The sequence below is a fragment of the Maricaulis sp. genome (assembly GCF_048270095.1).
In the GTDB taxonomy this organism is placed as follows: domain Bacteria; phylum Pseudomonadota; class Alphaproteobacteria; order Caulobacterales; family Maricaulaceae; genus Maricaulis.
In genome coordinates, this window is record NZ_JBLWTL010000012.1 from 54,467 (window position 1) to 75,984 (window position 21,518).

At 62.9% G+C, this 21,518-nt stretch carries 17 protein-coding genes and 3 tRNA genes; 14 read left to right on the forward strand and 6 right to left on the reverse strand.

The features are described from left to right. Positions 1-4 precede the first annotated feature (4 nt). From ACN0YJ_RS08680 to ACN0YJ_RS08690, 3 genes are read left to right on the forward strand one after another with little or no spacing between them, the layout of a single operon-like run. Positions 5-1,441 carry a sulfotransferase family protein gene (locus ACN0YJ_RS08680; protein ID WP_417495951.1) on the forward strand — a complete coding sequence of 479 codons (1,437 nt, stop codon included), beginning with the start codon at positions 5-7 and terminating at the stop codon, positions 1,439-1,441. A gap of 36 nt (positions 1,442-1,477) precedes the next feature. After that, on the forward strand, positions 1,478-2,770 hold the full coding sequence (locus tag ACN0YJ_RS08685) for an ATP-binding cassette domain-containing protein (protein ID WP_417495952.1): 1,293 nt from the start codon (positions 1,478-1,480) through the stop codon (positions 2,768-2,770). Then, a complete protein-coding gene (locus tag ACN0YJ_RS08690; protein WP_417495953.1) occupies positions 2,767-3,255 on the forward strand; it encodes an ATP-binding cassette domain-containing protein in 489 nt (162 codons plus the stop codon). Before ACN0YJ_RS08685 ends, ACN0YJ_RS08690 begins: the two co-directional genes overlap by 4 nt. Here the strand turns inward: ACN0YJ_RS08690 and ACN0YJ_RS08695 are convergent. The 3 genes from ACN0YJ_RS08695 to ACN0YJ_RS08705 all read right to left on the reverse strand — a co-directional run bounded on the left by ACN0YJ_RS08695 (position 3,240) and on the right by ACN0YJ_RS08705 (position 5,575). Continuing rightward, positions 3,240-4,604 carry an MFS transporter permease gene (locus ACN0YJ_RS08695; protein ID WP_417477877.1) on the reverse strand — a complete coding sequence of 455 codons (1,365 nt, stop codon included), beginning with the start codon at positions 4,602-4,604 and terminating at the stop codon, positions 3,240-3,242. The genes ACN0YJ_RS08690 and ACN0YJ_RS08695 overlap by 16 nt on opposite strands. A 253-nt stretch (positions 4,605-4,857) precedes the next feature. Next, positions 4,858-4,933 (reverse strand) — tRNA-Thr (locus ACN0YJ_RS08700). Positions 4,934-5,131: 198 nt separating this feature from the next. Then, a complete protein-coding gene (locus ACN0YJ_RS08705; RefSeq protein WP_417477901.1) occupies positions 5,132-5,575 on the reverse strand; it encodes a DUF1761 domain-containing protein in 444 nt (147 codons plus the stop codon). A gap of 120 nt (positions 5,576-5,695) precedes the next feature. Between ACN0YJ_RS08705 and metG the strand changes: the two genes are divergently transcribed. The 7 genes from metG (at position 5,696) to ACN0YJ_RS08740 (ending at position 14,139) form a co-directional block, all read left to right on the forward strand. Further along, positions 5,696-7,411 (forward strand): methionine--tRNA ligase, encoded by a 1,716-nt coding sequence (gene metG, locus ACN0YJ_RS08710; RefSeq protein WP_417490002.1) that lies wholly within the window; start codon positions 5,696-5,698, stop codon positions 7,409-7,411. Beyond that, on the forward strand, positions 7,408-8,370 hold the full coding sequence (locus ACN0YJ_RS08715) for a peptidylprolyl isomerase (protein WP_417495954.1): 963 nt from the start codon (positions 7,408-7,410) through the stop codon (positions 8,368-8,370). Before metG ends, ACN0YJ_RS08715 begins: the two co-directional genes overlap by 4 nt. Positions 8,371-8,392: 22 nt before the next feature. After that, on the forward strand, positions 8,393-9,691 hold the full coding sequence (locus ACN0YJ_RS08720; protein ID WP_417495955.1) for a flavohemoglobin expression-modulating QEGLA motif protein: 1,299 nt from the start codon (positions 8,393-8,395) through the stop codon (positions 9,689-9,691). 59 nt (positions 9,692-9,750) lie between these two features. Continuing rightward, positions 9,751-11,166: a M20 metallopeptidase family protein gene (locus tag ACN0YJ_RS08725; RefSeq protein ID WP_417495956.1), complete on the forward strand. Its 1,416-nt coding sequence runs from the start codon at positions 9,751-9,753 to the stop codon at positions 11,164-11,166. Beyond that, the gene (locus ACN0YJ_RS08730) at positions 11,167-11,577 is read left to right on the forward strand and encodes a RidA family protein (protein WP_417477906.1); all 411 of its coding nucleotides are present in this window, start codon (positions 11,167-11,169) and stop codon (positions 11,575-11,577) included. Positions 11,578-11,656: 79 nt separating this feature from the next. After that, on the forward strand, positions 11,657-12,811 hold the full coding sequence (locus ACN0YJ_RS08735; protein ID WP_417495957.1) for a DUF819 family protein: 1,155 nt from the start codon (positions 11,657-11,659) through the stop codon (positions 12,809-12,811). 326 nt (positions 12,812-13,137) lie between these two features. Next, complete coding sequence (locus tag ACN0YJ_RS08740) at positions 13,138-14,139, forward strand: GIN domain-containing protein (protein ID WP_417495958.1); 1,002 nt, start codon at positions 13,138-13,140, stop codon at positions 14,137-14,139. Positions 14,140-14,148: 9 nt separating this feature from the next. Here ACN0YJ_RS08740 and rlmB read toward each other — a convergent pair whose 3' ends face one another. Beyond that, positions 14,149-14,961, reverse strand: coding sequence for a 23S rRNA (guanosine(2251)-2'-O)-methyltransferase RlmB (gene rlmB, locus ACN0YJ_RS08745; protein ID WP_417495959.1), 813 nt, complete (start codon positions 14,959-14,961; stop codon positions 14,149-14,151). Between the two features lie 144 nt (positions 14,962-15,105). Here rlmB and ACN0YJ_RS08750 point away from each other — a divergent pair. Next, positions 15,106-15,190: transfer RNA gene (locus ACN0YJ_RS08750), tRNA-Tyr, on the forward strand. Between the two features lie 290 nt (positions 15,191-15,480). Continuing rightward, positions 15,481-16,941 (forward strand): sodium:solute symporter family protein, encoded by a 1,461-nt coding sequence (locus ACN0YJ_RS08755; protein WP_417495960.1) that lies wholly within the window; start codon positions 15,481-15,483, stop codon positions 16,939-16,941. A 24-nt stretch (positions 16,942-16,965) separates the two neighbouring features. Here ACN0YJ_RS08755 and ACN0YJ_RS08760 read toward each other — a convergent pair whose 3' ends face one another. Next, the gene (locus ACN0YJ_RS08760; protein ID WP_417495961.1) at positions 16,966-18,867 is read right to left on the reverse strand and encodes a cation:proton antiporter; all 1,902 of its coding nucleotides are present in this window, start codon (positions 18,865-18,867) and stop codon (positions 16,966-16,968) included. Between the two features lie 111 nt (positions 18,868-18,978). After that, positions 18,979-20,514 (reverse strand): hypothetical protein, encoded by a 1,536-nt coding sequence (locus ACN0YJ_RS08765; protein WP_417495962.1) that lies wholly within the window; start codon positions 20,512-20,514, stop codon positions 18,979-18,981. A gap of 238 nt (positions 20,515-20,752) precedes the next feature. On the opposite strand from ACN0YJ_RS08765, the gene ACN0YJ_RS08770 reads away from it, so the two are divergent. Together ACN0YJ_RS08770 and ACN0YJ_RS08775 are read left to right on the forward strand one after the other, a co-directional pair. Then, positions 20,753-20,826, forward strand: a tRNA-Gly gene (locus ACN0YJ_RS08770). Between the two features lie 569 nt (positions 20,827-21,395). After that, a partial coding sequence (locus ACN0YJ_RS08775) for a GTP-binding protein (RefSeq protein ID WP_233342533.1) occupies positions 21,396-21,518 on the forward strand: 123 nt, incomplete at its 3' end.

Here is a 21,518-nt window from a genome sequence, read left to right on the forward strand (position 1 = left end):
TATTATGGCAAAAGTTGACCTGGTTTTCCGGCAGATTGACGAGCGTACGCGCGACGTCGCCCTGGCCCTGGCGCAGGAGCATATCCGGCCGGAAAACACCTTCATCCTCGACGATGTTCGCCCCTTCACCGAATGCGTCAACCAGATGCTCCGGATCGAGCATGATTGCGACTATGTGGTCTATGTCGACGCCGACTGCCTGATCCTCGAGGATATGCGCGCCTTCATCGATGCGTGCGATGCGCCCTATGTTGACGCCTATGTCAGTGACCGTTTCCGCGGGCGGCTGCATTGCGGCGTCCATATCACCCGCATTGATGTAGTGCGGGCGATGGCGGCGACGACAGTGCCCGAGAATGACCTGAAATACGTGCTGCGTCCGGAATCACGTCTGCGCAATCTGGCGATGAAGCCGATGGGGTCGAGCAAGCAATTCCGCAATTTCGACATTCTGCACGACCATTTTCAGTCCTATCACCATGTCTTCATGAAATATGCCCTGCGCCAATTGCGCAGCCGCACCAAGGTCCAGTCGCAACGCCTGACACGCGCGATGCGGGCCTGGAAGACCGAAGACGGGGCGATGTGCGACCTGACCATGGCGCGCCATGCGGTCGAGTTCGCCCGCCAGGCCGTGCCGGCTTCGGCATCGCCCAAGCAGGTGCATGACTTCATCGAGGCCCTGCCGCAGCATGCCAGTGCCGAGATCGCGCGTCTGGGGCTTGAGGAGAAGGGCAGTTTTACCCGCGAGGAGCTGGACGCCTGGCTGGTGGAAAACCGCGGCCGCGTCGCCTATGGCCAGAGCGCCCAGAAGCCGAAAGTCTTCGGTCTCGGCCTCAGCCGTACCGGTACGCGCAGTCTGACGGGCGCCCTGCAAATGCTCGGTTTTGACTGCTCGCATTATCCGATCGACGAGGACACCTATATCGAGCTGTCCAACGCGCAGTATGACTTGACCCTGCTGCGCGATCTCGATGGGTTGACCGATATCACGACCATCCCCTTCTACCCGCATTTCGACAAATTCTATCCGGGCAGCAAATTCATCCTCACCGTCCGCGACAAGGATGCCTGGCTCGCCTCGTGTTCACGCCACTGGTATAATCGACCGGCCTTCAAGGACTTTGATGATCCCGATGAGGGCATCCATTTGCGGATGCGCCAATTCCTGCGCGCGGCGGTCTATGGCTGCTATAATTTCGATCCGGAACGCTTCTCCCATGTTTACGACGAGCATGTCCGTTCCGTGATGGCGTATTTCAAGGACCGGCCCGACGATCTTCTGATCATCGATATCTGTTCCGGTGAAGGCTTCAACAAACTGTCCGAATTCCTCGACCGGCCGGTCCCGGCGGCTCCTTTCCCGCACAAGGGGGCGGTCCTGTCGGCGATGATGACGGCCGAGGCCGAAGCCGAATCGCAATCGGCGCGTGTGGCCTAGATCATCATGTCCAGCTCCGGTCGGTCAGAGCATGCCGTGACGCCGCCGCTTCCCGGTTTTGCCGAGGCCGCCGGCCATGCCTGGCGGACGCTTGGCCTGACCTGGTCAGCCAGCCGTGGCCTGACGATCCTGATTGCCGGCCTGACCGTCTTCGTCGCCCTGCTGCCGGCGCTGGCGCTCTACCTGTCCAAACTGGTGATGGATGGCGTCGTCACGGCCATGGACAGCGCCAGCCCCGCCGACCGGGATCTGGCCCTGATCTGGGTCGCGGCTGAAGCGGCCATTCTCGCCGTATTGCTTGCAGCGCGGCGGTTGTTGACGTTTTACAAGACCCGCTTGCACGCCGAACTCGGCTTTGCCGTCACTTCGCTCATCCTGGGCAAGTCGGCGGCGCTGTCGCTGGCCCAGGTCGAGGACGCGGTGATCCAGCAGCAGTTCCTGCTGGCGCGGCAATACGCGGCCAGCCGGCCCTATAATCTGGTCAACCGCCTGTTCGATGCCGCCCAGCAGGGCCTGACCCTGGCTTCGGTCGCCGCCTTGCTGGCCGGTTTTTCGCCCTGGCTTTTCCTTCTGGTGGTCGCCGGCGGCCTGCCGCTCTTTATCGGCAATCTCCATTTCGCCGGCACGGCCTATCGCTTCTATACCGGCCGGTCGCCGCAAATGCGCGAGCGCAGCTATCTGGAAAGCCTGGTCACGACCGAGGCCGCCGCGCGCGAGCGTCTGCATTTCGGTTTCGGCGATGAATTGCTGCGCCGTTATGGCGAGCTCTTCCACTCCCTGCATGCCGATGACAGCACCCTGCACGCGCGCCAGGCCTGGATTGCCTCGGCGCTGGGCGTGCTGAGCTCGGCCGTGTTTCTGGGCGGCAAGGTCTGGATCGTCTGGGTGACGATTGGCGGCGCGATCTCGCTGGGCCAGATGGTGATGCTCGTTGGTCTGCTCAAACAGGGCCAGGCGAATGTGTCGTCCTTGATGGCGGCCTTCAATGGCGTCGTTGAGGATCTGCTCTATGTCGCCAATCTCTTCGCGGTGTTGGCCTTGCCCGGGGAGGATCGCAGCAGCGGTGCCGCCGCCGGGCCCGACCCGGCCGATGGTCTGCGCTTTGACGCTGTGAGTTACACCTATCCGGGCCGCAAACGCCCGGCGCTCGACGCGGTCAGTTTTCATCTCCCCCATGGCAGCCGGCTGGGCATTGTCGGTGCCAATGGTTCGGGCAAGACGACGCTGGTGAAGCTCGCCACCGGCCTGTACGCGCCCGATAGCGGCCGCGTTACGCTCGACGGGCTGGATCTGCGGCACTGCCAGTGCCGCAGATCCAGCCCGCCATGAATTACAAGCTGACCGCGCGCGACAATATCGCCGCCGGGATGGGGCTGGCCGAGACCGACGAGGCGAGCCTGTCCCGCGCTGCCCGGCTTGGCCTTGCCGACGAGCTGATCGCCGAATTGCCCGCCGGTCTCGACACACGTCTGTCGCGCCATTTCGTCGATGGGCATGACCTGTCCGGCGGTCAGTGGCAGCGCCTCGCCATGGCGCGGGCCTATCTCAATGAAGCCGCCGATATCCTGATCCTGGATGAACCCACCGCGGCCATGGACCCGGCCGCCGAAGCCGAATTCATGCAGCGCCCGCTCGATGGCAAATCGGTGATCCTTATCTCGCACCGCCTGTCCAATCTGCGCCATGCCGACCAGATCATCGTGCTCGACAAGGGCAAGCTGATCGAGGCCGGCACCCATGACGCCTTGATCGCGGCGGGCGGGCTGTATGCGGATCTGTTCGAAAGCCAGGCGGATCCTTATCGCGAGGGGTGATGCTTGGCCTGGACTTCGTCCAGCGCGGCGGCAGCGGGAATCGCCAGCGCTGCCATCATTGCGAATAGCGCCAGCACGACGCCGATGCCAAACCATTGGGCGATAGCGCCGAAAATGCCGCCGGCAAGCAGGAGCAGGCCGACGACCGAATTGCTGAGCGCGGTATAGGTGGCGCGGCTGTCAATATCGGCCATGTCGACGACATGCACCGAGCGCCCAAGCCGGACACCCTGGTGCGCGATCATCAGCACGAACAACATGACGGGCAGCAGGAATGTCGAGTTCAATTGCCCCGGCATGGCCAGAGCGGTGAAGGCGGCAACGCCATTGGCCAGCGAGGCCAGGCCTGCCGCATACATCAAGACCCGCCGCGTCGATTGATCCGACAGTCGTCCCCAGACATATGAACTCAGAAGGCTGGCGGCCGCTGCGGCGATCATGAACAGGCCCAGCGTGCCCAGCCCGCCCGGTTCGAGATCGCCGCTCAGGGCGATGTAGAAGGGTGGTGCAAGCGCTGTCGACAATAGCAGGACACGGGTGGCAATGAATTGCCGCAAGCGCGCATCGCTGCGCAATAGTTTGAGCTGCGAGAGGACGGCAGCAAAGCCGTCGATACCGCCTTCGGTGGCGCCGGGATATTCCCGGATCGAGCCGAACGCCACAGCCGCCAGGAACCACGCCATGCCGCCCAGAATGACGGCGCCGGCAACGACCGGCACGCTCAGCGGTATCAAGCCGGTCGAGTAGCCCAGCGCCAGCAGCAGTGTCGCGGCCGCAGCGATGCTCCCGGCAATTCCGCTGACCGAACCGCGGCGACCAATATCGACAGTTTTTGCCAACACGTCCTTATGGCTGATCGAGCACAGGCTGCGGCCGAGCGCGAAGGCAGTGATCAGGGCGATTGCGGCAAAACCGGCCGTGCGGCCCGACAGCGTCAGTCCGACGAGGCCGAAGGCGATGATGGCAGCGCCCTGCACCAGGCTGCCGGCGACATAAACCGTCTTTCGGATGCTTATTTGGCGGATCCGCGCCGAGATCAGCAATTGCGGCAACATGGCGAGCGATTCGCGTACGGGAACCAACAGGCCGATCGCCCAGCTCGGTGCCCCGATCGCGTCGAGCAGCCAGGCCAGCACGAGCTTGGTATCGGCCAGCCCCTCGCCGACCCGCGTCAGACTGAGCGAGACCACATGCAGGCCGTAATTGCGCGGTTGTTCCCGGCATGCGGAATCCGGCAAATCGCGACACACCTGCGCCAGCTCGTCATCGCCAACCAGAAATCCGTGACCTTTGGAGAAATCGCTCATCGGAAGCGGTGGTTTGCGGCGGTGTCGAGCTGTATCAGCCATGGCCCGGCAGCAAGGGTGCCCGCATCCGCGCCAGAGGTGGGGCCCGGTTCCCCACCTGAATTGGTCGGCGAATTCCGTATCGAATAGCTTAAAATCATGTCGCCCAACCGTGCTGAAAAGTCATTGCCAGATGATTTGCGTGCGCAAGGATTAGGGCCGGATCAGCTGGCGCGGTCAACACTGATCGGCCCGCCTTGGCAAGTCGTGCGTAAACAGGCAGGCGGGCAGGAGATGAGCCTCCCGCTACGATCAATGGTGCCGGCTGAGGGACTCGAACCCCCGACCCCCTGATTACAAATCAGGTGCTCTACCAGCTGAGCTAAGCCGGCCCGATTTCGATCGTCTGGGGCTCTGATAGCGGCAGTGACGGGATCTCACAAGGCTTCGCGGCAGGGCCACGATTGGCATGAGGGCGCGCGCGGTCCTTCATTCAGCATTGGCGGTGCTTGAAGCGTCATTTTCCGGCCGCTAACGAGCGGCGGCAAGCGTTGGCGCGCGGAACCTGATCGGCCCCGCGCGCCGGGTGATCAGGCGTATTCGGATTTGACGGCGACGCCGTCGAGGGCCGTCTGGACGATGGCGACGACGACGAAACCGACCAGAAGATGGGAGGCGTCGAGCACGAACAGCATGAAGGGCTGCATTGCGTAGACAATGCCGTAGGCCAGCGTCGTCAGTGCGAAGCCGGCCCAGAGCAGGACGGCGCCCTTGATGGCCTCCATCATGCCGTCGCTGCCGAAGCGCTTCAGCACCAGGCCGATGAAGATGGCGGTGACCAGCGAAAGGATGAAGCCGTGCAGCATGCCGAACGCCATGTTTTCGTTTGCGGCGAGCATCTGCGCTTCGCTGAAGTCGTGCAGGCCGACCCAAAGATCGGTGAAGAACAGGCCGTAGAACAGAAAGCCGACAAAATAGAGCGCGATGGCCGAAGCGAGCACGGCGATGATGTTGAGACCGAGAATGCGCGGCATTGGGTATTTCCTCCCCTTGTCAGGACGGCTATGTCTGCGCGTCCTGTGCGCGGGTTTTGATACTCGCGCTTCAGGCGAATAGATATACACGCATTCTGCCGCAAAGAAGAAGTCTCCATCATGGCCCGTATCCTGATCACCAGCGCCTTGCCCTATATCAACGGGGTCAAACATCTCGGGAATCTGGCGGGCTCGATGTTGCCGGCCGATGTCTATGCACGCTTCCAGCGGCTGGGCGGCCATGAGGTTCTCTATATCTGCGCCACCGATGAGCACGGCACGCCGGCCGAACTGGCCGCGAGCGAGGTGGGCATGGATGTGCGCGCCTATTGCGACGAGCAGCACGAGATCCAGAAGGCGTCCGGCGAGGGCTTCTCGCTGAGCTATGATTATTTCGGCCGCACCTCGAACCCGGAGACCGCCCGGCTGACCCAGCATTTCGCCGATGTGCTTGAGGATCAGGGCCTGATCGAGGAAGTGCTCGAACACCAGATATTCTCGATCGATGATGATCGTTTCCTGCCGGACCGTTATGTCGAGGGCACATGCCCGCATTGCTCATTTGAGCGCGCCCGCGGCGATCAGTGCGATAGTTGCGGCCGTCTGCTCGAACCGACCGATCTGATCGAGCCCTATTCGAAAGTTTCCGGCTCGAAGAATCTCGAAGTGCGCGGCACCAAGCATCTCCACCTGATGCAGACCAAGATGGCTGACCGCATCCGCGCCTGGGTCGATGCCGCGGCGGGCTGGCCGTCGCTGGCCAAGTCGATCGCCTATAAATGGCTCGATGAAGGCCTGCGCGACCGGGCGATCACGCGCGATCTGAAATGGGGTGTGCCGGTAACCCGCAAGGGCACGCCGCGCGAGGGCTTTGAGAACAAGGTCTTCTATGTCTGGTTCGATGCCCCGATCGGCTATCTCGGTGCGACGGCCGAATGGGCTGCGCTCAATAATGCTGACTGGCAGAGCTGGTGGCGCACCGACAAGGGGGCTGATGACGTCACCTATGTCCAGTTCATGGGCAAGGATAATGTCGCCTTCCACACGGTCAGCTTCCCGGCCACCATCCTGGGCTCGGAAGAGCCATGGAAGACGGTCGACAAGCTGAAGGCCTTCAACTGGCTGACCTGGTATGGCGGCAAATTCTCGACCTCTGAACAGCGCGGCGTCTTCATGGACAAGGCGCTGGAGATCATGCCCGGCGACTACTGGCGCTGGTATCTCACCGCCAATGCGCCGGAAGGCTCGGATTCGGCCTTCACCTGGGAGCATTTCCAGTCGGTCATCAACAAGGACCTGGCCGATGTGCTGGGCAATTACGTCAATCGCGTCCTGCGCTTCAACAAGTCCCGCTTCGACGCCGTCGTACCGGCCGGCGGGACATGGGGCGAGAATGAGGACTGGCTGGCGGCCGAGATGACAGTCCGGCTCGAGGCGGCTGCGGCCAATTTCGAGGCGATGGAGTTTCGCAAGGCGGCGGCTGAAGTGCGCGGTCTTTGGGCGCTGGGCAATGAGTATCTTACCCGCGCCGAGCCCTGGACCAAGTTCAAGACCGATCCGGAAGGCGCCGCGATCGGCGTGCGTACGGCGCTCAATTACATGGGCATAATGGCGATCGCCGCCCAGCCCATCATTCCCGTCTCGGCCAAGACAATTCTTGATGCGCTTTCCATTCCGGACGAGAATCGCAGCTGGCCCCGGGGCGATGCCAAGGCGATGCTGACCGCTTTGCCGCTTGGCCTGTCGGTGGAGCCACCCGAAGTCCTGTTCAAGAAGATTGAAGAGGATGATATCGCCGCCTGGACCGAGCGGTTTGGCGGTGCGGAACAAGGATGATGGCTTTGAAACCGGTGATGATGATACGGGCGCTGGTGCTGGGTATCTCAGCCTGGGGGGTGATGGCGTGTTCGCCGGCCGCCGACGACGTTGAAATCGACACGTATGCCTTTGGACCCGACGAAGCCGAACAGGCCATGGCCGAGGTCGAGATCCCTGATTTCACCGGCATTCCCGACTGGCGCCTGGCTGATCCCGAGGACCTCCTGCTGATCGAGACGCGCCGCGGTATGGTGACGGTCGAGCTGTCCGATGAATTCGCCCCCAATCACGCGGCGCGGATGCGCCAGGCCGTCCGTGACGGTTTTTTCGACGGGCGTGATTTTTACCGCGTGATTGATGGTTTCGTGGCCCAGGGCGGGCGTGGCGAGGAGGCGGATTCGGTCGATTTGCCGCAATATCCGGTGCTCGCGGGTGAATTCCGCCGCCCGACAGCGGGCATCAGTTTTACCGCCATGATTGATGCAGATCTCTACGCGCCTGTGGTCGGCCATGTAAATGGCTTCCCGGCCGCCCAGAGCGAGGACGGAGCACAGACCTGGCTCATTCATTGCCCGGGGACGGTGGCGATGGCCCGCGATAACGGGCCCGATACCGGTGATGTCGAATTCTATATCGTGATCGGGCAGGGGCCGCGTCATCTCGATCGCATCATGAGCGTGTTTGGCCGCGTGATTGACGGCATGGAGCACGTCCAGGCGCTCAATCGCGGCGACCCGATGGTCAATTCCGGCGTGATTGCCGATCCGGCCCTGCGTGACCCGATCCTGTCGATGCGCATCGTGGCCGACCTGCCGGAGGCGCAGCGCCCGGCCTATGAAATCATGCGCACCGATGGCGAAGCCTTCCATGCAGCCAAGGCGGCGCGGCGCAATCGCAGCGCCGCGTTTTTCTTCGAGACGCCACCCGCGGTGATCGAGACCTGCCACATGCCCGGCCGGGTGCGGCGGGTAAATTGATGCGCGGCGAGGGCGGCCCGATATGATCGAGCGCCTGGGCGAGGATGAGGTTGACCGGCTTTCCCGCGCTGCCGCCTGTCTGCTGGAGGCCGAGGTCCGGCTCCCCGTGCTCAAGACCATTGCCTGGGACCGCTCGCATGCCGATGCCTTCTTTGCGGCGGGTGGGCGTCAATTGCCCAGCCCCGTCTATCCGCGCATCGACCCGGCGCCATCGCTCGAGCGCATCGCAGCGGCGCGCAGATTGATCGATGGCGACAGTCCGGTGCATGACTGGCTGCGGCGGCTCGCTGATACGCTCGCAGAAACGGCGGCCCTGCTCGCCAGTACCGGCACCCGGGCGTTTCACACCCATTCGCGCGCGCTCTATGGCGATCCGCGATCCCCGATCGCCGATGGCAAGCGCAATGCGCTCGATCTCGCACGCCGGCTCGACACATTGCTGGCGGATTTTGAGGAAGGCAGTATCCGGCTGGAACCGCCCGAACGCCTCAGCGCCGAGGAGCTCAAGCGCCGGCTTGATGGCGAATTGCCGCGCTATTTCGGCCAGGCCGCGCCGCAGGTCGAGGTGACGTTGAATGTCTCGGCCAAGGCCGCCGCCGGGCGTGATTATATCAAGCTGCGCGCCGATGCGGCGTTCTCCGATCTCGATGTGATCCAGCTCTTGCAGCATGAGGCATTGATCCACATCGCGACCAATATGAATGGCGCAGCCCAACGCCGTTTCCCGATCCTGGCCGAGGCGCATCCCGGCAATGCGCGGACCCAGGAAGGCCTGGCCGTGTTCGCTGAATTCATTTCCGGCGCCCTCGACCCGCGCCGCTTTCGTCGGCTGGCGGACCGCACGATCGCCATCGACATGGCGGCCGAGGGCGCCGACTTCATCCAGTTGTTCAACTTCTTTCGCGAGCGCGGCAGCCATGATGCGCCGATCGAGGCGTTCGAGAATGCGCGGCGGGTCGTGCGCGGCGGGCTGGTGGGCGGCGGCGCGCCATGCACCAAGGATTCAATCTATCTCGGCGGTCTGCTGGAAGTGCACAACTACCTGCGCACGGCAGTGCGGGCCGGGGACCCGGCCTTCATCCGTCTGCTGTTCGTCGGCAAAATCGACCTGGCCGATCTGGAAGCGATGAAAATGCTGCGCGAGCAGGGGCTGATTGCCGAACCGGCCTTCATGCCGCCCTGGGCGACGGATTTGCGCTATCTTCTGTCCTATCTGGCCTATTCCACCTTCCTCAACGAGATCGATCTGAGCCATGTCGCGGCGCGCTATGAGAAGCTGTTGGGTGCGGCACAGCCGCCCACATCCCCATTGGGAGATTGACCTCAAGCTGAGTCGCGGGTCGAATAGGGCCGGATTGTGATCATGGGGACTGGACCGATATGAAACGCCAATTTTTGAGTGCCGTCGCGGCGCTGGCCCTGATGGGCTGTACCCAACCGGCCGCCGATGCGCCGAGTGATGTGGCGGCACCCGCCGATGCGGCTGCGGTAGAGAGTGCGCCGCCGGTCGTCCGGGCGCCCGCTGACGACGCCCTGCGCGCGTCGATCACGATGGACTATACGGACAATCTTCAGGCCCTCTACGAGCATTTCCACGCCAACCCGGAACTCTCCCTGATGGAGGTCGAGACTGCGGCCCGTCTGGCAGCGGAATTGCGGGCCCTGGGCTATGAAGTGACTGAAGGCGTTGGCGGCACTGGTCTGGTTGCGGTGCTGCCCAATGGCGAAGGCCCGACGGTGATGATGCGCGCCGATATGGATGCCCTGCCGCTCGAGGAACATACCGATGTCGCCTATGCCTCGACCGTCACCGGAATCGACCGGCGCGGGCTGGAGAGCCATGTCATGCACGCCTGCGCCCATGATACCCACATGACGGCGCTGGTCGGCACAGCCCGTCAGATGATGGAACGGCGCGATGACTGGTCGGGCACGCTGGTCCTGATCGGCCAGCCGGCCGAGGAAATCGGGCTGGGTGCGGGCATGATGATCGAGGACGGTCTGTTCGAGCGCTTCCCGCTGCCCGATTACAATCTGTCTTTCCACACATTCTCCGGCATTCCCGCCGGGCATATCACCTTCGCGCCGGGCTATGCGATGGCCAATGTCGACTCGGTCGATATCAGCGTCCATGGCCGTGGCGGCCACGGGGCCTATCCGCACGCCACGAAGGATCCGGTCTATCTGTCAGCGCAGATCATCGTCGCGCTGCAATCGCTGGTCTCACGTGAGCTCTCGCCGCTCGATCCCGGTGTCATCACCGTCGGGGCGATCCATGCCGGCACCAAGCACAATATCATCAGCGATGGCGCGCATCTCCAGCTGACCGTGCGCTCTTATACCGACGAAGTGCGCGAGCACCTTCTCACCGGGATTGAACGCGTCGCCCATGCCCAGGCCGCTTCCTATGGTCTGACTCCGGAGGAATATCCCGAGGTCGAGGTGGAGATGCCCTACACGCCGGCAATGTATAATGATCCGGCGCTGACCGCGCGGGCCGTATCGGCGATGCGCGCCCGGTTTGGCAGCAGCTTCGTCACCGAGGCTGAACCGGTGATGGGCGGCGAGGATTTCGCGCAATATCACCGCACCGAAGCCGCGATCCCGAGCTTCATGTTCTGGGTCGGTGGCACGACCCAGGAGCGGCTGGATGATTACGCAGCGCGCGGTGTCGCAGCGCCATCCAATCATTCTCCGCTTTTCGCGCCTGACGATCCACAGACCAGCATCACCATGGCGATCGAAGCCAGCACAGCCGTCGCAATGGATCTGCTCGCCAAGCCGACGGAGGGCTAGGTGGCGGTTCCGGCCCGGCGCGCATTTTCGGGGGCGCCATGGGAAGACAAGGTTGGCTATTGCCGTGCCCTGCGTCGCGGGCCGCATGTCTGGGTCACCGGGACGGTGGCGATGGATCCGGCTGGCGGCGTTTACGCCGCTGGCGATCCGGAGGCCCAGGCGCGGCGTTGTTTCGAGATTATCGCCCAGGCGCTCAGCGATGTCGGTGCCACATTGGAAGATGTCGTGCGCACGCGGATGTTCGTCACCAATATCGACCACTGGGAGGCCTTTGGCCGCGCCCATGGGGAGGTATTCCGTGAGCATCCGCCCGCCACGACGATGGTGGAGATTTCCCGCTTCATCGGTCCGGAATTCATGATCGAGATCGAGGCTGATGCCTTTGTCGATGAAGAGTGTGAAGCCGCCTGAACGGCCTTGCGCCGCCGCCATCGCCACGTAGGATCAAAACAGGCGTCCAGCGCGTCACCGGGAATCTGGGGGAATACGCATGTCTTTGATACCAGCGGATAATGCTGTGGCCGCCGTTGCGGCACTTTTCGTCATCGCAGCCGCCGGCTTCCTGATGGAGAAGACCCGGATCGGGGCGCTGCTGACCGGCGCGGTCTGGGCCATCCTGTTTGCCATCATCGCCTCGAATATCGGACTGATCCCGCAGGACTCGCCGGGCTATAGCTTTGTTTTCACTTATTTCGTCCCGATCCTGATCCCGCTGTTTTTGATGAAAGCGGATCTGAAGAAGATCTTCTTCGAAACCGGCCGCATGACCCTGGCCTTCCTGCTCGCCTCGCTGGGGACTGTGCTGGGTGCCATCCTCGCCTTCTCGCTGATCGATATCGGCGACAACCAGGCCGCCGCGGCGGGAACATTCACGGCTACCTATATCGGCGGATCGGTGAATTATGCGGCGCTGGTCGATTTGACTGGGCTGGCCCGCAATGACCCGAATTTCGTCTCCTCGGCGACCGCGGTCGATAATCTTTTTTCCGGCCTTTTCCTGGCCATGCTGGCCGTTCTGCCCGGCTGGCACTGGCTGGCCAAGCGTTTCGTGACACGCGATCACAGCAAGGCGGAGATCGAGGTCGAGGCGTCAGAGCCAGCCGGCAAGGCGACGGCGGCGACGCTGGTCTATTCTGCGACCTTCGCGCTGGTTGTGCTGGCGCTGGGGGATTTGCTGACCGGGCTGGCCGTGGCGCAATGGGGCGAGGCGGCCGGCAATTGGCGCTATGCGATCATTACCGTGCTGGCCCTGATCCCGGCGACCGCCTTCCCGAAAACCATGGGCAGCCTGCGTGGCGGTTATGAGCTGGGCATCGGTCTGAGCTTTGTTTTCTTCGCGGCAATTGCGGCGGGGGCCGATGTCGTCGGACTGGTGCAGTCGGCGCCCGTGCTCATTGCCTTGATCGCTATCCTGTTGACGACGCACGCGATTGTCACGTTCGGGCTCGGCTCGATCCTGAAATTCTCGCTGCCCGAACTGATCACGGCGTCCAATGCCGCCATCCTCGGTGCGACGACGGCGCCGGCCCTGGCGGCGGCCAAGGGCTGGAAGGATCTGGTGACGCCCGGCGTGCTGGTCGGGGTGTTTGGCTATGCCATCGGCACGGTGATCGCGACCTTCGTCTACCAGTTCTGGCCGGCCTGACGGGCCGATTCCGGTACCATCGGGTAACCTTGCCGTAGCATGCCTGTTCAGTCCGCATTGCACGGCCGCAAGCTTGCTGCGGGGCGGCGTTTCCCCTGCCGTTATCCGCCGGGCGGGCCAATCGGGTAGAGGCGCGCCAACCGATCAGGCCGCCCGCAGGGGACAGGTCCGGTTTCATTCCCTCTGACGGCGCGCGGGCTGGCGCAGTATTAAGCGATTGTCACACGACCGTCAGCGCCCGGCAGGAATGAATGCGGCAGGTTTGCATCCAATCGGGGGCCTTGCAGCATCCAGTCTGTATCGGACCTATTCAAGAGGGGATTTCCATGACGCGTAAATCAGCACTGATCGCCGGCACAGCGTTTGCCCTGGCCAGCCTGGCGGTCATCGCCAATGCGGCCACGGCCCAGGATGACGGGCAGAATTATTCCGCCGACACCGTCTCGATCGAGAATTTCATCGGCCGCGTCGAGATCCGCACCGGTTCGTCTGATCAGGTCAGCGTCGCGATTTCCAATACGGGCGGCCGGGTCGATGATCCGGATGTTGATCATAGCGGGTCGCGCGTCGCGATTGATGGCGGCCAGTCGATCCGCAATCTCAATTGCAATTCGCGCCACGGCGAGATCCGGATCGGACGGCGCTGGAGTGGCCAGCATGCCATTACCGAGTATCCGCTCCTGACCATCACGGCCCCGGCGTCGCTGGCGCTGGAATTGCGCGAGAGTGCCTTTCAGGGAAGCGCCGGCGATCTGGGTTCGCTCGATCTGACGATGAATAGCTGTGGCCGGTTCGAGACCGGTGATATCGCCCAGGATGCCGAAATCAGCATTAGCGGTTCAGGCGATGTCACGACGCGCGCCATCGGCGGCAATGCCGATATCGGCATTAATGGCTCCGGTGATGTCGTGCTCGGCAGTGTCGCCGGGACGGCCGAAATTGGCATTAATGGTTCCGGTGATGTCCGGATGGCCGATGTCGGCGGGGATGTCGAGGTCGGGATTAATGGCTCCGGCGATGTCGAACTCGGCCGCATTGCCGGGCTTGAGGTGCGCATTTCGGGATCCGGTGATGTCGAGGCGGCCAGCATGAATGGCGCCTTCAGCGCGCGGATTGGCGGCTCCGGTGATATCGCCGTGCATGACGGCCGCGCCGAACCGTTCGAGGTCTCGATCAATGGCTCGGGCGATGTCAGCTTTGGCGGCACGGCGGTGAATGTCACCGTGCGCGAGTCCGGCGGCGGCGACGTCGATATCGGCGAGATTGAAGGCGCGGTCGACTGGCGTCGCAATGGCCGCTCCGTGCTTCAGGTCGGTGGTCGCGACTAGCCCGGCCGTTTACTCCGAAGCGTCTTCGATGGGCGCCTTGCCGCGGGCAGGGCGCCATTTCGACGCCTCATAGAGGGCGATTGCGGCCGCGTTCGAGACATTCAGGCTCTCGATCGCATCCATCATCGGAATCCGCACCAGCTGGTCGCATTCCGAGGCGACGCGCGGCCGCAGACCCTTGTCTTCCGACCCCATCACCAGAACCAGTCCCGGGCCATGGCCCTTGCCGTCATAGCCGGCAATCGCATCGGCAAGTGAGGCATCGCCTTCGCCGGCCAGGCCGAGGACATGGCGGCCGGCCTTGCGGAAGCTCTTGAGCGTATCGGCGATATTGGTCACCTGGATGTGGGGCACGCGTTCGGCCGCGCCGACCGCACTCTTGCACACCGTGCCAAAGATCGGCGGCGACTTGCGGTCCTGCATGATGATGGCGCGAATCCCGAAAGCGGCCGCGGAGCGGAAGATGGCGCCGACATTGTGCGGATCGGTGATCTGGTCGAGCACCAGAAGAGCGCCATGGGTCGGATCGACCACGGCATTGATGTGTTCGCTCTCCAGCGCGCTGCATTTGAGGGCAAAACCCTGGTGCACCGCACCGTCGGGGAGGGCCTGGTCGATCTCGCGCGGCTCATAGAGCCGTTTCGCCAGTCCTTCCGGGATCTCCTTGACCGCATTCCGCGTCACACGGATTTCGATCACTTTGCGCTTGCTGTTTTGCAGCGCTGCGAGCACAGCGTGGCGCCCCCAGATCCAGCCGGAATTCGCTGTCTGGGCAGGGCTGGAGCGGCGTGTGTAATCGCCGCGGTTGGGAGTGTTGCGCATAGGGGGCTTCGTCACTATAGTCCGCGCTCCTGTCTCAGGGCGGTTGCAGATTTCGGCGCAGGCATAGCATGCCCAGCCGGTTGCGCAGCCCCTTTGTTGCAGGTCTTCCCACGGCCCGTTTATCGTGCCCGAGGGACACCCTGTGGAGGGGTGGCCGAGTGGTTAAAGGCAGCAGACTGTAAATCTGCCCGCATAGCGTACGCTGGTTCGAATCCAGCCCCCTCCACCACCCTTCGCCCTGCGGGCTTCGGGTGGCAAGCCACCCGCAGCGCGCACTTGGGGCGAAGAGGTGCCGTCCGAAGCCTTGGCGGAGCAACGCGGCGCTGGCCTGTCCTCACCCGCATTTCCCCCGTTTTGCCTCAAGCACTCGCTCCGGCCGTGCCTCTGCGCGGGGGCTATTGCGAGTGCAACATCTGCCCCTTCCAAAAGCATTTGCCGGATCAGGATTATCGCGCCAGATTTCTGTTCCGATTCTAGGCTGCGTCTGGCGCGCTGTACCTGTCATGATTGGGGGCTTTCATGAGCACATTGGGTATCTTTGTTGTTCTTTACATGGCCATCTCGGTTGGCATCGGGTTGCATGCGGCATCGCGGGTGCGCAGTTCGACCGACTATGTTCTGGCCGGTCGCTCGCTGCCGATTTACATCACGATCGCCACGGTTTTTGCGACCTGGTTCGGGTCTGAAGCGATACTGGGCATGCCGGCCACCTTTATGGAGGAAGGTCTCGGCGGGATTGTCGCCGATCCGTTTGGCGCGGGCCTGTGCCTGATCTTTGTCGGAATCTTCTTTGCCGCCCGGCTCTACCGGATGAAATTGCTGACGATTGGCGATTTCTATCGCAACCGGTTTGGCCGCACCGTTGAAGTCCTGATCTCGATTGCGATCTGTATCAGCTATCTTGGCTGGGTGTCGGCCCAGATCGTGGCGCTGGGCCTGACGATCAATCTGATTTCCGATGATGTCGTGTCACTCGAGCTTGGCATGGTGATCGGCCTGACCGTGGTCATGCTGTACACGATTTTCGGCGGCATGTGGTCGGTGGCGATCATGGATTTTCTCCAGATGATGATCATTCTGGGCGGGTTGTTGATCGTCGCCTGGCTAGTCGCCGACCGCCTCGATGGCGGCTATATGGAAGTCATCGATCACGCTGCGGCTCACGACAAGTTCGACTTCTGGCCCGAGCTCAACCTGGCCGCGATTCTCGCCTTCATCGGCACGTTTGTGACCCTGGCGCTGGGCTCGATCCCGCAGCAGGACGTCTTCCAGCGCGTCATGTCGGCGAAGGATGAAGGCACCGCCGTCCGGGGCACCGTGATTGGCGGTACATTCTATATCGCCTTTTGTTTCATCCCGATCTTCATTGCGTATGGCGCCACCTTGCTCGACCCGAACCTGCTGGCCGTCAATATGGCCGAGGGCGGCGATCCACAGCGGATATTGCCGGAATTCATTCTCAATGATGTACCGATGCCAATCCAGGTCGTCTTCTTTGGCGCGCTGTTGTCGGCGATCATGTCGACGGCCTCGGGCACATTGCTGGCACCCTCAGCGATCCTGGCCGAGAATATTTTCAAGGATGCTTTCAGGCTCAATGACAAGCAATTGCTCTGGAGCTTGCGGGGGTCCGTCTTCGTGTTTGGCCTTGTGGTGCTGGGCTATGCCTATCTGAGCACCTCGGCCGGGTTGAGCATTTTCGAAATGGTCGAGAATGCCTATCTCGTCACGCTCTGCGGTGCCTTTGTGCCGCTGGCGTTTGGCGTCTACTGGAAACGGGCGACCAATACCGGCGCGCTGGTTTCGATCGCACTGGGGGTGACGACCTGGGCGGTGCTCGAAGCGCTCAATCTGCAGATGATGGCCAATGACACCTCGATGCTGGTTCCGCCACAACTCGCCGGGCTTTTGATGGCGATCATCGGCATGATTGCGGGTAGTCTGATCGCGCCGATCAATCCGCAAAAGGCGCTTGCTTGAGCGGAAGGGTGGCCGGGACAGGCGTCAGTTTGAAATTGGCGCGTCAGCTTTGGCGGCCTCATTCTCCTCTGCCTCCTGCGCCTCCATATGCCCCCGCAATTGGCGGTCCCATTCTTCGCTGATCTCCTTGACCTTGGCGACATAGGGGGCGTTGAGGTGGGGCGGGGTGTCGAGGCGGTAGAGATTGGCCAATACGGGCATTGAAGCGCGGTCCAGGCGTTCAAACTCGTCGGCAATGCGCGTCGCCTGTCTGGGGTTCAGGCCGAGCGCTTGCAGCGCCGAACGCCCGGCGCGAATCGAGCTGTCATAGGTTTCCCGAACGATGTCGCGGCAGCCGGCGGCCCAGAGCTCATAGACATGATCGCGGTCGATCGCGCGGGCCAGCACGTGCAGGTCGGGATAGGTGTGCAGGGCATAGCGCACCAGCTCGGTGATCTTGGCCTTGTCGTTGATGGCGATGACCAGAAGCCTGGCCTCGGCGATGCCGGCCGCCTGCAAGAGGTCGGGCCGGGTGGCGTCGCCGAAATGGACCTGGAAGCCGAAGGTGCGCAGGGCTTCAAGATGTTCGGAGCTGTAATCGATCACGGTGGTCGCGTGGCCGGCCGAGGAGAGCATGCGGTTGATAATGCCGCCAAAGCGGCCATGGCCGGCAATGATGATCTTGCCACCGGGCTCGATCGGATCATCAGGGCGCGTCGAGCGCGCCAGATAGTGCGGCATGATCACCTTGTCGAGCAGGATGAAGAGGGCCGGAGTCAGCAACATTGACAGCGCCACAATGAGCGAGATCGGCGCGGCGAGGGCGTCGGGAATGACGCCGTTTGCAAGGCTGAAGGCGAGCAGGACGAAGGCGAATTCACCGGCCTGGGCGAGGCCGAGCGCAAACAGCCAGCGGTCCGAACCCTGCAGGTCGAAAATCCGGGCCAGCACCCAGAGCACGCCGGCTTTCAGCGCTATCAGGCCGGCCACCGCGCCGAGAATGCCGACCGGGTTCTCCGCCAGCAGCGCGAAATTTATGCCGGCGCCGACCGTCATGAAGAACAGACCCAGCAGGAGGCCGCGGAACGGGTCGATATCGGATTCCAGCTCATGGCGGTATTCGCTATTGGCCAGCACGACGCCGGCGAGGAATGTGCCCAGCGCCGGCGACAGGCCGACCAGGGTCATCAGCAGGGCAATGCCGATCACGATCATCAGGGCCGCGGCGGTGAAAAGCTCGCGCATCTTCGCCCTGGCGATGTAGCGAAAGATGGGCCGCGTCAGATAGGCGCCAATCCCGATGACCGCGCCGATTGCGGCCAGCGTGACCAGGGCGCGTTGCCAGCCGCCCAGCCCGTCCACGAGATTCAGGTCAAGGCCGGCGCCCTCGCCATGGGCGGCGGCTTCGGCGGCATGGCTGCCGGCCAACAGATCGGGCAGGGCGAGGAGCGGGATGATGGCCAGCATCGGGATGACGGCAATGTCCTGGAAGAGCAGGACGGAAAAACTGGCGCGCCCGCCATCGCTGCGCGCAAGGCCCTTCTCGTTCAGCGTCTGCAACACGATGGCTGTCGAGGAGAGCGACAGGACCATGCCAATGGTGAGGGCGGTTTGCCAGGGTTGGCCGAAGGCCATCGCGATGCCGGTCACGCCGGCGAGCGTGCCCAGGACCTGTAATCCACCCAGCCCGAGCAGTCGCGCCCGCATCTGCCACAGCAGTTTCGGCTCCAGCTCCAGCCCGACCAGGAAGAGCATCATCACGACACCGAATTCGGCGAAATGCTGGATCGAGACCAGATCGACACCGAGCGCTCCGATCAACGGACCCAGGGCGATGCCGGCAATCAGATAACCCAGCACCGAGCCGAGCCCGAGGCGCGAGGCGATCGGCACCGCGATCACGCCGGCGATGAGGAAGATGAAGGCCAGCAGCAGAAATCCGGTCATGTTGTCCCCAGTCCGAGAGCGAGCAGTCGCAATGCCAGCTTAACCGCTCTGGGTGCCGGCGCCATCATCATTGCGCGTGCCGCATGGCCGGGGGGGCAGGAGCCAGGCGCGCTAGAACTTGCCCCAATAGGCGTTTACAAGTCCGCTCTGCTCGATCCGGCCAACCGGCTGCAGCGCTGCGGCAACCTCCGGGCGCTGCGCCAGGGCGTGGAATTGCTCTGCCCATTCGAGCGCCAATCCCAGGGCGGGTGTTGTGAAGACCGGCTGGTATTGCTGCAAGGCGGCGAGGGCCCCGGGAGCATGTTCCGGATCTTCAAGACGACGGACGAGCAGGGCGGCAGCCTCGTCAATCCGGCCGGCGGAGATCAGGGCCTTCTGATAGGCTGACGGATTGTCGCGCCAGTGCTCAGCCATATTGGCCAGGATGGTCTCGCTCGCTTCAAGCTCGCCCAGCTGACGCCGGGCGGTGGCCTGTACTTCCCAGGCCCACATGTCGCCATAGGGGGAGGCGGACCGGTCATTCATCAATTCGATCACCTCGAGCGCATCGGCGGGGCGTTGCTGGTAGACCAGCATTTCGGCGAGATTGATGGTCTGGCTGACATTGGCCGTACCCGACTCGGTGAAATTCGCGGCGCGGCGCATGGTTTCATTGCCCTCCTCGATCCGGCCGAGGGCATAGAGCGCGTAAGCCCATTCATTGAGCAGCCATGAAACTTGCTCGTCCGTATCGAGAAAGGCTTCGCCCGCGCGCAATCGTGCGTCTGCGCTGCGTGCGACCGCTTCCGCTTCGGCGCTGCGGCCGAGGGCCAGCAAGACACGCACCTGGCTGGTCAGGGGCTCAAGCAGGTCGGCGTGAGCCGCCTCCACTGCAAGGGCTTCTTCCAGTTCGGTGTGCAAGGCAGCCGAAGGATCGGTCATTTGTGAGAACCCCTCCAGTGACCAGAGCGGTTCGAAAAGGCGTTCCGTCCTGATGCTTTCCAGCGCGGGGCCCCGTTTAATCTGCTGGACCTGTTGCAAGGCGGTAGCCATATCCCCTGCGCGTGCGTGAATGCGCGCCAGCCGCAGCCGGGCATAGTCGAGGGTCGTCATCGGACTCTCGGGGTTGTACGCGCTGACCATAAGCTCGAGCAATTCCTCCTGGTGCTCGATATTGCCTGCACTTTCCAGCTCGTTGACGACTTCGAACATGACCGGGAGCTGGATTGCATCAAACAATTCCTCGTCCTGTGTCTGCAATATGAGCAGGCGGGCGAAGGCCTGATCCCAGTCCCCAAGCGATCTGTAGGCATAGACCCGCATGTAATTCAGCCAGCCGGGGTGATCGGTCAGCGGTTCGGCCTGGTCCCACAGTGCGAGCGCCATTTCGGTATCGTCGAGGCGGCGGTGGGCATATCCGAGCCGGGACAGGAGCGAGTATTTCAGGCCGTCTGACTGTTGCGCGAAAATCTGGAGTGCCGCCAACTGGTCGCCGGCCTCGGCGGCGGTGGCGAAATCATCGGCGTCCATGGCGGCGTTGAAGGCTTGGTACAACTGGTTTGGGTCAGGCGGTGCCGACGGCGATGCGGGCGCCATCGCTTCGACCGGCGCGGTGATTGACAGAACCAGAATGGCGATAAGGAGCGCCGCAGCGCGCAAAACAGACATGGTATTCCCCCTCAGCCTCAGCGTGTATTAAGGCCTCACTCACATCACCGCGCAAGTCTGAACCTGGGCAGGGCAGCCCGCTTGCGCAGCGACAATGGTCCTGGAAGTCGCGAGGCTGCGGCGGGGCGGTGCACGGCGCGAATGTTCACTGGAACAGATACGGCCCTGTCCAGTGCAATCGGTGCTGCACAGACCCTCGACGCCTGCGTCCGAAGCGGTTAAACGGTTCAGTTCTGGCGCGGGTATAGCACAATGGTAGTGCAGCAGCCTTCCAAGCTGAGGATGCCGGTTCGATCCCGACTACCCGCTCCAGCCTTCGCTCGCTGCGCGAGCTTCGGCTGGGCAGGCCCAACACTGAAACGAGCGAAGGCTGTCCCGCCGTAGCCTTCGGCGAAGGCGGACACCCCGGAAATCGGACGCTCAACTTCCTTTGGCCCTCGCTGCGCGAGCTTCGGCTGGGCAGGCCCAAGGTCAGATCGAGCGAAGGCTGTCCCGCCGTAGCCTTCGGCGAAGGCGGACACCCCCAATTTCACGATCTCCTCAATTCGTTGCCCTCGCTGCGCGAGCTTCGGCTGGGCAGGCCCACCACTGGAACGAGCGTAGGCGGACTTGCTCCGACGCTTCCGGGTCTGCCGGCATACGCTCGCTGCCAACACGTGTTCGGCCGTTGCAGCGGCACATTCCGGGCTCCACCCTGTGGCCCAGACCTCACGCGCTTCAGGCCACATCCTCACCGCGATGCATTCGCGCTTGCCTATACCGGTCTGCGGCGTGTATCAGGCGCGCATCCGAACCGGGCATGCCTCGTATGCCCTTGTTACCAATTTTGCATGACGATCAGCCCGTCTCTTTCGAAGATCGGCGTTCAAGGGGTAAAGACCATGGCGAAGGAAAAGTTTCAGCGCACCAAGCCGCACGCGAACATCGGGACCATTGGTCACGTTGACCACGGCAAGACGACGCTGACGGCAGCGATCACGATGATTCTGGCGGAAGCCAGCGGC

What these genes read in the sequence shown, in the direction of transcription:
- ACN0YJ_RS08680 (WP_417495951.1), top strand. Translation starts at nt 5, where the DNA reads ATGGCAAAAGTTGACCTGGTTTTCCGGCAGATTGACGAGCGTACGCGC.
- ACN0YJ_RS08690 (WP_417495953.1), top strand. Translation starts at nt 2,767, where the DNA reads ATGAATTACAAGCTGACCGCGCGCGACAATATCGCCGCCGGGATGGGG.
- ACN0YJ_RS08695 (WP_417477877.1), bottom strand. Translation starts at nt 4,604, where the DNA reads ATGGCTGATACAGCTCGACACCGCCGCAAACCACCGCTTCCGATGAGC.
- ACN0YJ_RS08705 (WP_417477901.1), bottom strand. Translation starts at nt 5,575, where the DNA reads ATGCCGCGCATTCTCGGTCTCAACATCATCGCCGTGCTCGCTTCGGCC.
- metG (WP_417490002.1), top strand. Translation starts at nt 5,696, where the DNA reads ATGGCCCGTATCCTGATCACCAGCGCCTTGCCCTATATCAACGGGGTC.
- ACN0YJ_RS08715 (WP_417495954.1), top strand. Translation starts at nt 7,408, where the DNA reads ATGATGGCTTTGAAACCGGTGATGATGATACGGGCGCTGGTGCTGGGT.
- ACN0YJ_RS08720 (WP_417495955.1), top strand. Translation starts at nt 8,393, where the DNA reads ATGATCGAGCGCCTGGGCGAGGATGAGGTTGACCGGCTTTCCCGCGCT.
- ACN0YJ_RS08725 (WP_417495956.1), top strand. Translation starts at nt 9,751, where the DNA reads ATGAAACGCCAATTTTTGAGTGCCGTCGCGGCGCTGGCCCTGATGGGC.
- ACN0YJ_RS08735 (WP_417495957.1), top strand. Translation starts at nt 11,657, where the DNA reads ATGTCTTTGATACCAGCGGATAATGCTGTGGCCGCCGTTGCGGCACTT.
- ACN0YJ_RS08740 (WP_417495958.1), top strand. Translation starts at nt 13,138, where the DNA reads ATGACGCGTAAATCAGCACTGATCGCCGGCACAGCGTTTGCCCTGGCC.
- rlmB (WP_417495959.1), bottom strand. Translation starts at nt 14,961, where the DNA reads ATGCGCAACACTCCCAACCGCGGCGATTACACACGCCGCTCCAGCCCT.
- ACN0YJ_RS08755 (WP_417495960.1), top strand. Translation starts at nt 15,481, where the DNA reads ATGAGCACATTGGGTATCTTTGTTGTTCTTTACATGGCCATCTCGGTT.
- ACN0YJ_RS08760 (WP_417495961.1), bottom strand. Translation starts at nt 18,867, where the DNA reads ATGACCGGATTTCTGCTGCTGGCCTTCATCTTCCTCATCGCCGGCGTG.
- ACN0YJ_RS08765 (WP_417495962.1), bottom strand. Translation starts at nt 20,514, where the DNA reads ATGTCTGTTTTGCGCGCTGCGGCGCTCCTTATCGCCATTCTGGTTCTG.